The organism is Dactylosporangium maewongense, from assembly GCF_039531485.1.
GTDB lineage: Bacteria > Actinomycetota > Actinomycetes > Mycobacteriales > Micromonosporaceae > Dactylosporangium > Dactylosporangium maewongense.
The window spans coordinates 22112-36529 of the sequence record NZ_BAAAQD010000044.1; the positions used below are offsets into that span (position 1 = coordinate 22112).

Genomic DNA, 14418 nt, shown 5'->3' on the forward strand with positions numbered 1-14418 from the left:
GCTGCTCGTGCAGGTCTTACAGTGCCTGGCGTGAGCACGATCGTCGTCAATCGGTTGCCTCGGCGCCCCGCGCCCGAGATCCCGAGCGGTGAGCTGGTTGTCCAGCCGCCGCCCGAGATCCCGCCGGCGCCGCCGTCGCGCTGGCAGCAGATGGTCCAGGTGGTGCCCATGTTGACCGGCACGCTGGCGACCGCGCTGCTGTTCGCCGGGCGTGACGGTGGCACCTACTCCTACGTGATCGGGGCGGTCTTCGGCTTCTCGACGCTGGGCATGCTGCTGACCTCGGCCGGCGCGGGCAGCGGGCCCAAGAAGGCGCAGATGATGGCGGCGCGTCGTGACTATCTGCGCCACCTCGCGTCGCTGCGGCGACAGGTCCGCGACACGGCGGAGAAGCAGCGCACGGGCCTGCACTACCGGCATCCCGATCCGGGTTCGCTGTGGTCGACGGTGGACAGCTTCCGGCTTTGGGAGCGCCGCCCGGCCGACGGTGACTTCGCGGTCGTGCGCGTGGCGGTCGGCCCGCAGACCCTGGCCACGCCGCTGCACCCGCCCCTGACCGGGCCGCTGGAGGATCTGGAGCCGCTGACGGCCGGGGCGCTGCGCCGCTTCCTCGACGCCTGCTCGGTGGTGCCGGACCTGCCGGTCGCGATCTCGCTGCGCAGCTTCGCCCGCATCCATCTGAGCGCAGAGGCTCCCGATGAGGCGTCAGCAGCTTTGGTACGGGCCGTGCTGGCGCAACTGGTCGTCTTCCACGCGCCGGAAGACCTGCTGGTGGCGGTGTGCGCCGCGACCGACCGCCGGGAGCGGTGGGAGTGGACGAAGTGGTTGCCGCACGCGATGCACCCGACCCGCACCGACGCGGTCGGGCCGGTCCGGCTCGTCGCGGACTCCGCCGTCGAGCTGGAGGGCCTTCTCGACGACCTGCTCGCCAACCGGGGAAGGTTCACGCCCGACCGGGCGGCGGCGCAGCGCTCGTCGCCGCACATCGTCGTCGTGCTCGACGGCGGGGACCTGGCCGGCAGCGCCCACCTCGGCACCGACGGCGGCGTCGACGGGGTCACCCTGATCGACCTGGGCGGCGCGCCGGCGCGGCTGCCCGATCGGACCGCGATCGTGCTCGACCCGTCCGGCGGCCGGCTGGTGACGACGTCGGTGCCGACCGGCGGCGATCCCGTGGTGCCGGGCGAGTCCATCGGCGTGCCCGACCAGCTCACCACCGCCGAGGTCGAAGCGATCGCCCGCCGGTTGGCTCCGTTGCGGTTGGCGGTCGCTGGTCGTACCGACGAGGAAAACGCCAGAGGAGACACCGGTGCCGACCTGGCGGCGATGCTGGCGCTGGACGACCCGTGGTCGCTCGACGTGGCGAGGGCGTGGGCGCCGCGCCCGCACCGGGACCGGCTGCGGGTGCCGATCGGGGTGGGGCCGCAGGGGCAGCCGGTGGAGCTCGACCTGAAGGAGTCCGCGCAGGACGGGATGGGGCCGCACGGGCTGCTCATCGGCGCGACCGGGTCCGGCAAGTCGGAGCTGCTGCGCACGCTGGTGCTGGGCCTGGCCGCGACGCACTCGTCGGAGACGCTCAACTTCGTGCTGATCGACTTCAAGGGCGGCGCGACGTTCGCGCGGCTGGACCGCCTGCCGCACGTCGCCGCGTTCATCACCAATCTGGAGGCGGAGCTGCCGCTGGTCGACCGCATGACCGACGCGATCAACGGCGAGGTCGTGCGGCGGCAGGAGGTGCTGCGGCGCGCGGGTGACTACGACTCGCTCCGCGACTACGAGCGCGCCCGCGCCGGTGGGGCGCCGCTCGCGCCGCTGCCGAGCCTGCTGGTGATCTGCGACGAGTTCAGCGAGCTGTTGGAGGCGAAGCCCGAGTTCATCGACCTGTTCGTGCAGATCGGGCGGGTCGGCAGGTCGCTGGGCGTGCACCTGCTGCTGGCATCGCAGCGGCTCGAGGAGGGGCGGCTGCGCGGGCTCGACACGCACCTTTCGTATCGGATCGGGCTGCGGACGTTCTCGTCGCTGGAGTCGCGCACGGTGCTCGGCGTCCCCGACGCGTATGAGCTGCCGCGATCGCCCGGGCACGGCTACCTGAAGGCCGGCACCGAGCCGCTGGCCAGGTTCAAGACGGCGTACGTGTCGGGCGCGCACCGGCGGCGCCGCAGGCCGGGTGCCGGCGGCGACGGTCGGCGGGTCACGGCGTATGACACGCGGTTCGTGCCGCCGCCGGTCGCGCGGCCCGACGCGACCGACGAGCCGGCCGCCACCTCCAGCCTGCTCGAGATCCTCGTCGACCGGCTGGTCGGGCAGGGCGTCCCCGCGCACCAGGTGTGGCTGCCGCCGCTCAACGCGTCGCCGCCGCTGGACGAGCTGCTGGGCCCGGTCGCACCCGAGCCGGGGCGCGGGCTGACGGTCACAGACCCCCGGCTGCGCGGGGCGTTGCAGGTGCCGGTCGCGGTCGTCGACAAGCCGCTGGTGCAGCGCCGCGAGGTGCTGTGGCTCAACCTCGACAGCGCCAACGGGCACGTGGCGGTCGTCGGCGGCACGCAGAGCGGCAAGTCGGTGGCGCTGCGCACGCTGATCGCGGCGCTCGCGCTGACCCACACGCCGGTCGAGGTCCAGGTGTATTGTCTCGACTTCGGCGGCGGGCAGCTGCTCGGGCTCCGCGACCTCCCGCACGTCGGCGGGGTCGCGGGCCGGCTCGACCCGGCCGCGGTCCGCCGCACCGTCGGGGAGGTCGCCGCGCTGCTCACCGATCGGGAGCGGCGGTTCGCGGAGGCCGGCATCGACAGCATGGCCACGTATCGCCGCCACCGGGCCGGCGTCGCGCCCGGCGGCCCGCCGGCCGACGTCTCGTCAGGCGAAGTCTCGTCAGGCGAACCCTCGTCAGGCGAACTCTGGTCGGGTGCACCTTCGGCCGGCGACGTTCCGTCAGGCGATGGGCTGTGGGGTGACGACCCGTGGGGTGACGTGTTCCTGGTGATCGACGGGTGGGCGACCGTCCGCGGCGAGTACGAGGACCTTGAGGGCACGATCACCGACATCGCGACCCGTGGCCTCTCGTACGGCATCCATGTGGCCGCGTCCGCGTCGCGATGGATGGACTTCCGGCCGGCGCTGCGGGACCTGCTCGGCTCCCGGATCGAGCTGCGCCTCGGCGACGACAGCGACTCGCACGCCTCGCGCAAGGCCGCGGCGAACGTGCCGAAGGAGTCGCCCGGCCGGGGCGTCACCGTCGACGGGCTGCACCTGCTGGTCGCGCTGCCCTCACTGACCGGCGGCGACCAGGCCGGGCTGGTCAGGGCGGTCGCGGCGGCATGGGACGGGCCGCCGGCGCCGCGCGTGCGGCTGCTGCCGAGCCTGGTGCCGCACGCGGCGATGACGGCCGCCGCCGAGCCCGGCCAGCCGCTGGACCTGCCGGTCGGCATCGCCGAGTCGGACCTGCGCCCGGCGCTGGTCGACCTCGGCGCGGAGCCGCACCTGCTGGTGTTCGGCGACGCCGGGTCGGGCAAGTCGACGCTGCTGCGCGGGCTGGCCACGACGATCACCGAGCGGTTCACGCCCGAGGAGGCGCGGATCGTGCTCGTCGACCACCGGCGCAGCCTGCTCGGCGCGGTGAGCACCGAGCACCTCATCGGCGACGGCACCGGCGGGCAGGAGACCGAGGAGCTGATCGCCTCGGTCGCGTCGTACATGCAGCGGCGGCTGCCCGGCCCCGGCGTGACCCAGGAGCAGCTGCGCAGCCGCGGCTGGTGGGCCGGGCCGGAGTGTTTCGTGCTGGTCGACGACTACGACCTGGTCGCCGTCGGGTCGGGCAATCCGATCGAGCCGTTGCTGCCGTACCTCGCCCAGGCCCGCGACATCGGTCTGCACCTGGTCGTGGCCCGGCGCAGCGGCGGCGCCGCACGGGCCCTGTTCGAGCCGGTGCTGCAGCGGTTGCGGGAGCTCTCGTCGCCGGGGCTGCTGCTGTCCGGGGACCGGGAGGAGGGGGCGCTGCTCGGCAACCTCCGTCCCGGCCCGCTGCCGCCCGGACGGGGGTGGTTGGTCACCCGCCGCGACGGCGCGCGTCTGGTGCAGGTCGCGCATGTCGAGACTGACTGAACTTCGGGCGTCGCCGCGGCTGAGTTCCGCGTCGAGGCCGGCTGAGCTTCGGACTTCAGCGCGGGCTGAGTTCCGCGGGTCGGCACGGGCCGAGCTCCGGACATCACCGCGGGGCTGTGGTTCGCGTCGAGACCGGCTGACCTTCGGGCGTCGACGCGGGGCGCGGGCCGAGGTCCGCCTCGACGCGGGGGCTGAGGTCCGCGTCGAGGCGGCTGGGCCTCGGGTGTCGACGCGGGCTGAGTTCGCGCGTCGGCACGGGTTGGGGTCCGCATGGATGCGGGTCGAGTGCGCCGGCCTGGTCGTCGAGGCTGCCCTGGCGTCGACGTTCGTGGCGCGTCGACGGGGTTGGCGCCGGGTGTCGGCGCGGCCTCGGTTTCCGTGCGTCGACACGGGTCGTGGTTCCGTGTCGACGCGGGGCCCTGTCTCGATGCGGGAGCTGAGCTCGCCCGTCAGGGCACGCTCAGGTCCGCTCGTGGACGTGGGCTGGGGTTTCGCCCCTCGACGCGGGCGGAGTTCCGCGCGTCGAGGCGGGCGAAAAGGGGCTATTCGGTCGGGTGCGCGTTGGGGGCGACGCCCGGGTCGTGGTAGGTGCCGTTGGCGACCGCCTCCTGGTAGCGCTTGCGGGAAGCGGCGATCTCGGCCTCGGCCTCGACCCGTCCGACCCACGTCGCGCCCTCGACGCTCTTGCCCGGCTCCAGGTCCTTGTAGACCTCGAAGAAGTGCTGGATCTCCAGCCGGTCGAACTCGCCGAGGTGGTGGATGTCGCGGAGGTGCTCCAGGCGCGGGTCGTCGGCCGGCACGCAGAGGACCTTGTCGTCGCCGCCCTTCTCGTCCGTCATCCGGAACATGCCGATCGCCCGGGAGCGGATCAGGCAGCCCGGGAACGTCGGCGCCTGCACCAGCACCAGCGCGTCGAGCGGGTCCTCGTCCTGGCCGAGCGTGCCCTCGATGAAGCCGTAGTCGGCCGGGTACTGCGTCGAGGTGAACAGCGTCCTGTCGAGCCGGATCCGGCCGGTCGCATGGTCAACCTCGTACTTGTTGCGTTGGCCTTTCGGGATTTCGACCGTCACGTCGAAGTCCATCTGATGACTCCTCACCCTCGCACCGCTGCGCCGACCATTAGTCTCCCTGACAGCACCACGGTGAAGAACGGGGAGGGTCGGTTGGCGAGGGAAAGACCACAGCTGGGCTCTGTCGTCGCGGCCGTCGCGCTGGTCGTGGCGCTCGTCGCCGCGCTCGGTTCGGTGTACGCCGGACCGCAGACCATCCGCCTGCTGGGACTCGTGGGATCGGACGAACAGGCCAAGTGGACCGCAGGGGTCACCCCGGAGCTGCCGCCGGCCGTACTGGCGGCGATGGACAGCCAGGCCCCGCTGCCGTCGCCGGACGGGGTGAAGGCCGCCATCGGGTCGCTGCTGACCGCGCCCGCGCTCGGCCCGCACATCACCGCCTCCGTCGTGGACGTGGCGACCGGGCAGGTCCTGTACTCCTCGGAGCCCGACGCGGCCATGACGCCGGCGTCGACGACGAAGGTCGTGACGGCTGTGACGGCGCTCGCCGCGCGTGGGCCCGCGTACCGCATCCCGACCCGTGTCGTGGCCGGCGCGCAACCCGGCGAGGTCGTGCTGATCGGCGGCGGCGACCCGACGCTCGCGGTGTTCCAGACGCCGTATTACCCGGGCGCCGCTCGGCTCGACGACCTCGCCGCTCAGGTGAAGAAGTCGCTGGGCGACACCGCGCCGACGAAGGTGGTGTACGACATGTCCCTCTTCGTCGGTTCCGGCATCGGACCCGGCTGGGACGCCGATGCCACCACCGAGGGGTCCGGCGCGGTGATCACCCCGCTGATGACCGAGGGCGGCCGGCCCAACGGCGGCCAGTACGCCAAGCGGTACCCGCAGCCGGACGTGCAGGCGGCGCAGGCGTTCGCCAAGATGCTCGGCCTGCCGGCCACCGCGGCCGTCGCAGGCACCGCGCCGGCCGGTGCCAAGGAGCTCGGCAAGGTCGAGTCGGCGCCGATGGTGCGGCTCGTCGAGTCCATGCTGCTGCAGAGCGACAACGTGCTCGCCGACATCCTGGCCAGGCAGGTCGCGCTCGCCAAGAACCAGCCCGCGTCGTTCGAGGGCGGCGCCGCCGCGATGCGGATGGTGCTGGAGGAGCTGAACGTGCCCGTGACCGGGTACGGGCTGGTCGACGGCAGCGGGTTCTCCCGCAACGACCGGCTGTCCCCGGCGCTGCTGACCACCCTGCTGGCGATGTCCGCGCGTTCCGACCGCGCCGACCTGCACGGCATCTTCGGCGGGCTCCCGGTCGCCGGGTACAGCGGAACCCTCACCGGACGGTTCGTCAAAACGCAGGAAGGGGCGGGCGCCGCGGGTTTGGTCCGGGCCAAGACGGGCACACTGACCGGGGTCAACTCGCTGGCGGGCATCGTGGTGGACGCGGACGGGCGGACGCTCGCCTTCGCGTTCATGGCCGACGCGACCACCGACCGGGACAAGGCAGTGGTCGCGCTCGACCGGGTCGCTGCCGCGCTCGCCGCTTGTGGCTGTCGGTAGTCGGCCCGTCGCTACGGGTCGACTCCGGGTCTTCTCAGCAGCAGCCGGTGGTCCGGCGCGGGTACGGTGGGTGCATGGCGCAGTTCGTCGATTGGGATCTGGCCGCTGCAACCGCCGCGGCGTTGGGCAAGAGCGGCCCTGCCGTGTCCTACGAGGAGGCCGCCGCCGCAGTCACCAACCTCCGGGGGCTGGCGGACGAGGCGACCGAGCACGTCAGCTCCTTCACCGGCCTGCGCACTAAGGTCATCGCTCCGCCGGTGCGGATCGTCGACCGCCGCGACTGGGCGGCGACCAACATCGAGGGCCTGCGGCAGGTGATCCAGCCGCTCGCGGAGCGGCTCGCCGGCGGCAAGCAGCCGGGGCCGGTCGCCAGCGCGATCGGGTCACGGTTCACCGGCGTGCAGGCCGGCACCGTGCTGGCGTATCTGTCCGGCAAGGTGCTCGGACAGTATGAGGTGTTCTCCGTCGACCCCGGCCAGCTGCTCCTGGTCGCCCCCAACATCGTCGAGGCGGAGCGCCGGCTCGGTGCCGAGCCGCGCGACTTCCGGCTCTGGGTGTGCCTGCACGAGGTCACCCACCGGGTCCAGTTCACCGCCGTGCCCTGGATGCGGGGCTACTTCCTGGGCGAGGTCGGCGCGTTCGTGGACGCGTCGCAGCTCAACCAGGACCAGCTCGCTGAGCGGCTGCGGCGCGGCATCGGCGCCCTTGCCGACGTGGTCCGCGACCCCAACAGCAAGGTGTCGGTGCTCGACCTGGTCCAGACGCCCGGCCAGCGGGCCGTGCTCGACCGGCTCACCGCCCTGATGACCGTCCTGGAGGGGCACGCCGAGTTCGTCATGGACGGCGTCGGCCCCGACGTGGTGCCGTCCGTCGAGGACATCCGGGCCAAGTTCAACCGGCGCCGCGAAGCGGCCGCCAACCCGCTCGACCGGGTGCTACGCAAGCTGCTCGGTGTCGACGTGAAGATGCGCCAGTATGCCGAGGGCCGCAAGTTCGTCCACGCGGTCGTGGAGCGCGTCGGCATGGACGGCTTCAACAAGATCTGGCAGTCGCCGCTGACCATCCCGCGGCTCGACGAGCTCAGCGACCCCGACGCCTGGGTGGTGCGGGTGCACGGGTCGAGCGCGCTGCACCGGCCCATGGTCTCGCCGCCCGCCCCGCCGGCGGCGGCCGCCGCGGCGCCCCCGGTGACGGAGGGTTCGCCCGCGAAGGCCGGCGTGGTCGAGGCGCCTCCGGCGCCCGTGCCGACGGTGCCGGAGCCCGCCGAGACGGCGCCGGCGGAGGCGGGGATCGCGGACGCCACCGAGGTTGCGGGCCTGTCCGTGGAAGAGGTCACGGCCCCGCCCGCGACGACGGCCGCCCCGGTCACGCCCGCGACGACGGCTGCCCCGGGTGACGGGGCTGCCGCGGCGACCACCAAGACGGTGGCAGAGCCGGTCGGCGGGTCCTCGGAAGGGACCGGCGAGGACGCCGAGGCGGAGCCTGCCGAGGTGGAGCCGCTGGTCGCCAAGCAGGGCGGCAGCCAGGCGGCAGCAGGAGACGAGGGCGCGCAGGAGCAGCCGGCCAAGCCCGACGCCACCGGCTGATCGAGGTGGCCGCGCTCCCGCCGGCTGTGGCGGCGGTGCGTGCCGCGGTCCGGCGCAGCCTGGGCGACGTGGCGGCCGGCGACACGGTGCTGGTCGCCTGCTCCGGCGGCGCCGACTCGCTGGCGCTGGCGGTGGCGGCCAGGTTCGTCACCGCCCGGCTGCGGGTGCGCTGCGGGCTGGTGACCGTCGACCACGGCCTGCAGGCAGGGTCGGGGGAGCGGGCCGCCAGGCTCGCGGCGTGGGCGAGAGACCACGAGTTCGACCCGGTGGACGTGCGGACGGTCAAGGTGGCCGGGCACGGCGGGCCCGAGGCGTCCGCCCGCAACGCGCGGTATGCGGCGCTGGTCGCCGCCGCGAAGTCGCACCGGGCGGCGCTGGTCCTGCTCGGCCACACCCGCGACGACCAGGCCGAGACGGTGCTGCTGGCGCTGACCAGGGGTGCCGGGCCGCGCGGGATCGCCGGGATGCCGGCCAGGCGGGAGCGGCAGGGCGTGCTGTTCGCCCGGCCGCTGCTGGACGTGACACGGGCCGACACCAGGGCCGCGTGCGAGGTGGCGGGGCTGACGCCGTGGGAGGACCCGCACAACACGGATCACGCGTTCGCCAGGTCGCGGGTACGGCCGCTGGTGGCGGCGCTCGGACCGGCGGTGATCGACAATCTGGCCCGCACGGCGGCGCTGATCGCGGCCGACACCGCGCACCTCGACGAGCTGGCGTCGGACGCGTTCGAGAAGGCGACGACGGGGGCGGACGAGCTCGACATCGCCCAGCTGGAGCGGCTCCCGGCGCCGGTACGGACGCGGGTGCTGCACTCGTGGGCGCGGCGGCTCGGGGTCTCCGGCGGGGCGCTCTCCCACCGCCACGTGGTCGCCATGGACGCGCTGGTCACCGACTGGCACGGGCAGGGGCCCGCGGCGCTGCCGGGTGGCCTGCGGGTCGCCCGCCAGGGCGGCAGGCTGCGGCGGATCACGTAAGATCCACAGATGTCAAAGGACCTGCATCCGCGCCGGCCGGTGTACGCGCCCCGCGGTGTCGTGGCGACCACCCAGCCGCTCGCGGCGTCGGCCGGGCTGGCGGTGCTGCGCAGGGGCGGCAACGCCGTCGACGCGGCGATCGCGACCGCCGTGGCGCTGACGGTGCTGCAGCCGGGGTCCAACGACATCGGCAGTGACCTGTTCGCGCTGGTGTGGGACGGCGAGCGGCTGCACGGGCTGAACGCGTCCGGCCGGTCGCCGGCGCTGCTGACCCGCGACCTCGTCGTCGAGCGTGACCCGGCCGCCCGGGCCACCGCCGCGCTCGGCGGCGCGCAGGCCGTCGCGGCGCAGGTCATGCCGGCCCGCGGCTGGCTGCCCGTGACCGTGCCCGGCGCCCCGGCGGGCTGGCACGACCTGCACGAACGCTTCGGGTCGCTGCCGTTCGCGGACCTGTTCGACGACGCGATCGCCTACGCCGAGCGCGGCTACGGGGTCTCGCCGACCGTCGCGCACCACTGGGACCGCGCGGTCGAGGCCGTCCACGCGGGGCTGTCCGGCGAGGAGTTCGCCGAGTGGGGCCGCGTCTTCACGCTGGGCGGCCGGGCGCCGCGGGCGGGGGAGCGGTTCAGCAACCCGGACGCCGCCCGCACGCTGCGCGCGATCGCGGCCACCGGCGGTGCCACGTTCTACCGCGGTGAGCTGGCCGAGCGGATGGTGGCGCACGCCGAGCGGACCGGTGGGCTGCTGCGGGAGGCCGACCTGGCGGAGCACGCGTCGCTCTGGGTCGAGCCGCTTTCCGTCCGGTACCGCGGACACGACGTCTGGGAGCTGCCCCCGAACGGCCAGGGCATCGTGGCGCTGCAGGCGCTCGGCATCCTCGACGGCTTCGGGGCCGGCGGCGCCGCTGACCTGCACCGGCAGATCGAGGCGGTCAAGCTCGGGTTCGCCGACGCCCATGCTTACGTGGGCGACCCTTCGCCGGCTGTACAGTGGCCGCCGCTGCTCACGGAGGACTATCTGGCGAAGCGGCGGGAGATGATCGGCGAGGACGCCGCGGAGCACCCGCCCGGCGATCCCGCGCGGGGCGGGACGGTCTACCTCTGCACCGCGGACGCCGACGGCCGCATGGTCAGCCTGATCCAGTCGAACTACATGGGCTTCGGCTCGCACGTGGTCGTGCCGGGCACCGGCTTCAGCCTGCAGAACCGGGGTGCCGGGTTCGTGCTCGCCGAGGGTCACCCGAACGAGGTCGGACCGCGGCGCAGGCCGTTCCACACGATCATCCCGGGCTTCCTGACCAGGGACGGAGCGCCGGTCGGGCCGTTCGGCGTGATGGGTGGCCACATGCAGCCACAAGGCCACGTGCAGGTGGTCCGGTCGACCGTCGACGACCTGCTGGATCCGCAGGCGTCGCTCGACCGGCCGCGCTGGTACTGGCACACGGGGCTGGACGTGCGCCTCGAGCCCGGCCTCGCCGGCGCCGCGGACGACCTGCGACGGCGCGGTCACCGGGTGCGCATCGTCGACGAGCAGGGCGCCTTCGGCTACGGACAGGCGATCTGGCGCACACCGTCCGGTTACGTGGCGGGCTCCGAGCCGCGGGCCGACGGCGCGGCACTGGGCTATTGATGGCGGATGTCTCCTTGAGGGTGACCCGCCGTCGATCCGGGAGGGCCGATACGGCAGGCTAGATCCATGGCCGACGGCAGCACCTGGCACGCGTCCGACATCGACCACGTGATCATCAGCGAGGAGCAGATCCGCGACAAGACGGCGGAGCTCGCCAAGCAGGTGGCGGCGGACCACGCCGACGCCAAGTCGATCCTCCTGGTCGGGGTGCTCAAGGGCGCCGTCATGTTCATGGCGGACTTCGCCCGCGCGCTGGGCCGGGTCGGCCCGCCCGTGGAGCTCGAGTTCATGGCCGTCTCGTCGTACGGGCAGGGCACGACCTCGTCCGGGGTCGTCCGCATCCTCAAGGACCTGGACCGCGACATCACCGACCGGCACGTGATCGTCGTCGAGGACATCGTCGACTCCGGCCTCACGCTGTCCTGGTTGCTGAAGTACCTCGAGAGCCGCTCCGCGGCCCAGGTCGAGGTGGTGGCGCTGCTGCGCAAGCCCGATGCGCTGAGAGTGAACGTTCCTGTGCGGTATGTCGGCTTCGACATCCCTAGCGAATTCGTGGTCGGATACGGGCTCGACTACGCCGAGCGCTACCGTGACCTGCCCTTTGTCGGTGTCCTGAAGCCGTCGGTGTACGGCCGCGGCTGACCCCGCACTTCCTGGGAGTCTGCTGGGAGCATCTCCGTCCCGGCCCACGCCGATCCGCGACTGTCGGTGCCACGGTGTACCGTCAAATGGTCGCGAGCGTCAACTAGGCCATTCTGTCGACGCTTTCGACATCGCGTCGGCACACTGGGTCCGGCGCGGTCAGCGGTCTTACGGATGGAGGGGCCGGGCGCCGCGTGCGCTCGACGACAACATGGAACGTACCCGTTTGTTCCGCCGGCCGGTGGTCTGGATCCTTGTGGTGATCATCGGTGCGATCATCCTTAGCTCCCTTTTCACGTCCGGCCCCAGCTACACGAAGGCGGACACATCGCAGGTGCTTGCCTTGTTGCGCGAGGGCAAGGCCAAGAAGGCGGTGATTCAGGACAAGGAGCAGACGCTCAAGCTTGACCTGAAGACGAAGGAGTCGATCAAGGGTTCCAAGACCGACAAGGTCGAGACCCAGTTCACCGCCCGGTCGGCCAACGACCTGCAGAATGAGCTCAACGAGCTGCAGGCGGCTAAGAAGCTCGACCAGTACAACGTCAATGTCACGCAGGACAATATCTTCGTCAGCCTGCTGATCAACCTGCTGCCGATCGCGGTGCTGGTCGTCCTCCTGCTGCTCTTCATGTCGCAGATGCAGGGCGGCGGCTCGCGGGTGCTCAACTTCGGCAAGTCGAAGGCCAAGCTGATCTCCAAGGACACGCCGAAGACGACCTTCGCCGACGTGGCCGGCTCCGACGAGGCCGTCGAAGAGCTGCACGAGATCAAGGACTTCCTGCAGGCACCGGCGAAGTACCAGGCCCTCGGTGCCAAGATCCCGAAGGGCGTCCTGCTCTACGGCCCGCCCGGCACCGGTAAGACGCTGCTGGCCCGCGCCGTCGCAGGCGAGGCCGGCGTGCCGTTCTACTCGATCTCCGGCTCGGACTTCGTCGAGATGTTCGTCGGTGTCGGCGCCTCCCGGGTCCGTGACCTGTTCGAGCAGGCCAAGGCCAACGCGCCCGCCATCGTCTTCGTCGACGAGATCGACGCCGTCGGCCGTCACCGCGGCGCCGGCATGGGCGGCGGTCACGACGAGCGCGAGCAGACCCTCAACCAGCTCCTCGTCGAGATGGACGGCTTCGACACCAAGGGCGGCGTGATCCTGATCGCCGCGACCAACCGGCCCGACATCCTCGACCCCGCGCTGCTGCGCCCGGGCCGCTTCGACCGGCAGATCGCCGTCGACCGGCCCGACATGGAGGGCCGCAAGGCCATCCTCCGGGTGCACGCGAAGGGCAAGCCCTTCACGCCCGACGTCGACCTCGACTCGGTCGCCCGCCGCACGCCCGGCTTCACCGGTGCGGACCTGGCCAACGTCATCAACGAGTCGGCGCTGCTCACCGCCCGCAGCGACAAGCGCGCGATCACCAACGACTACCTCGAAGAGGCCATCGACCGGGTGATCGCCGGCCCCGAGCGGCGCACCCGCATCATGAGCGACCACGAGAAGAAGGTCACCGCCTACCACGAGGGCGGCCACGCGCTGGTCGCCTGGGCGCTGCCGCACTCGGCGCCGGTGCACAAGGTGACGATCCTGTCCCGTGGCCGTTCGCTGGGGCACACGCTGGTCCTGCCGACCGAGGACAAGTACACGCAGACCCGCTCCGAGATGATCGACACCCTCGCCTACGCGCTGGGTGGCCGGGCCGCCGAGGAGCTCGTCTTCCACGAGCCGACCACCGGCGCCGGCAACGACATCGAGAAGGCGACCGCGCTCGCCCGCTCCATGATCACGGAGTACGGCATGAGCTCCAAGCTCGGCGCCGTCAAGTACGGCGTGGGCGACGGCGAGCCGTTCCTCGGCCGCACCATGGGCCACGAGCGGGACTACTCGGAGAAGGTCGCGGCCGAGATCGACGGCGAGATGCGCGCCCTCATCGAGATCGCGCACGACGAGGCGTGGGAGATCCTGGTCGAGTACCGGGACGTCCTGGACCAGATCGTCGAGGAGCTGTTCGAGAAGGAGACCATCTCGCAGAACGACATGGCGCGCATCTGCGCCCGCGTCGTGAAGCGGCCGCCGATGGCGCCGTACAGCGGCAACGGCCGCCGGCGGAGGGCTCTGGAGGCCGGCGCCAACGGTGCCGAGCTCGGGACGCCCGTCGGGGTGAACGGCGACGGTGACCACGTGCGGATCACCAGCGGCGGCGAGACCACGGACGGCAAGAACTGAACGAGATCAGCAGCACCGAGCCCGACGCCGATGACGATGGCGCCGGGTTCGGTGTTTCCACGGAGCCCTTCGTCAGTGGCGAGCTCGACCACGTGGCCGCCCGCCTCGTCAGTGGGAAGCTCGGAGGTGTGGAGGTCGAGCGCAACGTCGACCTGAAGCGCATCGAGGCCGCCGTCCGCGAGATCCTCATCGCCGTCGGCGAGGACCCCGACCGCGACGGGCTGCGCAAGACGCCCGGCCGGGTCGCCCGGGCCTACGCCGAGCTCTTCGCCGGGCTGCGGGTCGACCCCGCCACGGTCCTCTCCACGACCTTCGAGGCGGACCACGAGGAGCTCGTCCTCGTCCGCGACATCGAGGTCATGTCGATGTGCGAGCACCACCTGCTGCCGTTCCACGGCGTCGCGCACATCGGCTACATCCCGGGCCACGACGGCCGCATCACGGGGCTGTCGAAGCTGGCGCGGCTGGTCGAGGTGTACGCGCGGCGGCCGCAGGTGCAGGAGCGGCTCACCGCGCAGATCGCCGACCGGCTGATGGAGGAGCTCAACCCGCGCGGCGTCATCGTGGTCATCGAGTGCGCCCACATGTGCATGTCGATGCGGGGCATCCAGAAGGGCGGCTCGCGGACGATCACGTCGGCGGTCCGCGGCCTGCTTCGCGACGACGCCAAGTCCCGCGCCGAGGCGATGTCGCTGATTCTGAGCGGCTAGCGCCCA

At 72.5% G+C, this 14418-nt stretch carries 8 protein-coding genes and 1 pseudogene; 8 read left to right on the top strand and 1 reads right to left on the bottom strand.

Going from position 1 to position 14418, the window contains the following annotated elements:
• Positions 1 to 30: 30 nt before the first annotated feature.
• The gene (gene eccCa, locus ABD332_RS54595; RefSeq protein WP_344514116.1) at positions 31 to 4098 is read left to right on the top strand and encodes a type VII secretion protein EccCa; all 4068 of its coding nucleotides are present in this window, start codon (positions 31 to 33) and stop codon (positions 4096 to 4098) included.
• Positions 4099 to 4640: 542 nt separating this feature from the next.
• On the opposite strand, the gene ABD332_RS54600 is transcribed toward eccCa, so the two are convergent.
• Positions 4641 to 5180, bottom strand: coding sequence for an inorganic diphosphatase (locus ABD332_RS54600; protein WP_344514118.1), 540 nt, complete (start codon positions 5178 to 5180; stop codon positions 4641 to 4643).
• A 3-nt stretch (positions 5181 to 5183) separates the two neighbouring features.
• Between ABD332_RS54600 and dacB the strand changes: the two genes are divergently transcribed.
• The 7 genes and pseudogenes from dacB (at position 5184) to folE (ending at position 14412) form a co-directional block, all read left to right on the top strand.
• Complete coding sequence (gene dacB / locus ABD332_RS54605) at positions 5184 to 6656, top strand: D-alanyl-D-alanine carboxypeptidase/D-alanyl-D-alanine endopeptidase (RefSeq protein WP_425552453.1); 1473 nt, start codon at positions 5184 to 5186, stop codon at positions 6654 to 6656.
• Positions 6657 to 6730: 74 nt separating this feature from the next.
• A pseudogene (locus ABD332_RS54610) lies at positions 6731 to 7774 on the top strand (zinc-dependent metalloprotease); the annotation flags it as partial.
• Positions 7775 to 8247: 473 nt separating this feature from the next.
• Complete coding sequence (gene tilS, locus ABD332_RS54615; protein ID WP_344514122.1) at positions 8248 to 9216, top strand: tRNA lysidine(34) synthetase TilS; 969 nt, start codon at positions 8248 to 8250, stop codon at positions 9214 to 9216.
• Between the two features lie 9 nt (positions 9217 to 9225).
• Entirely contained in the window at positions 9226 to 10845 is a 1620-nt protein-coding gene (locus tag ABD332_RS54620; protein WP_344514124.1) for a gamma-glutamyltransferase family protein, read from the top strand.
• Positions 10846 to 10911: 66 nt separating this feature from the next.
• Positions 10912 to 11487, top strand: a complete 576-nt coding sequence (gene hpt / locus ABD332_RS54625) for a hypoxanthine phosphoribosyltransferase (protein WP_344514126.1) — start codon at positions 10912 to 10914, stop codon at positions 11485 to 11487.
• Between the two features lie 211 nt (positions 11488 to 11698).
• Positions 11699 to 13702, top strand: coding sequence for an ATP-dependent zinc metalloprotease FtsH (gene ftsH, locus ABD332_RS54630; RefSeq protein ID WP_344514128.1), 2004 nt, complete (start codon positions 11699 to 11701; stop codon positions 13700 to 13702).
• A 92-nt stretch (positions 13703 to 13794) separates the two neighbouring features.
• Positions 13795 to 14412 carry a GTP cyclohydrolase I FolE gene (gene folE / locus ABD332_RS54635; RefSeq protein ID WP_344514130.1) on the top strand — a complete coding sequence of 206 codons (618 nt, stop codon included), beginning with the start codon at positions 13795 to 13797 and terminating at the stop codon, positions 14410 to 14412.
• Positions 14413 to 14418 lie beyond the last annotated feature (6 nt).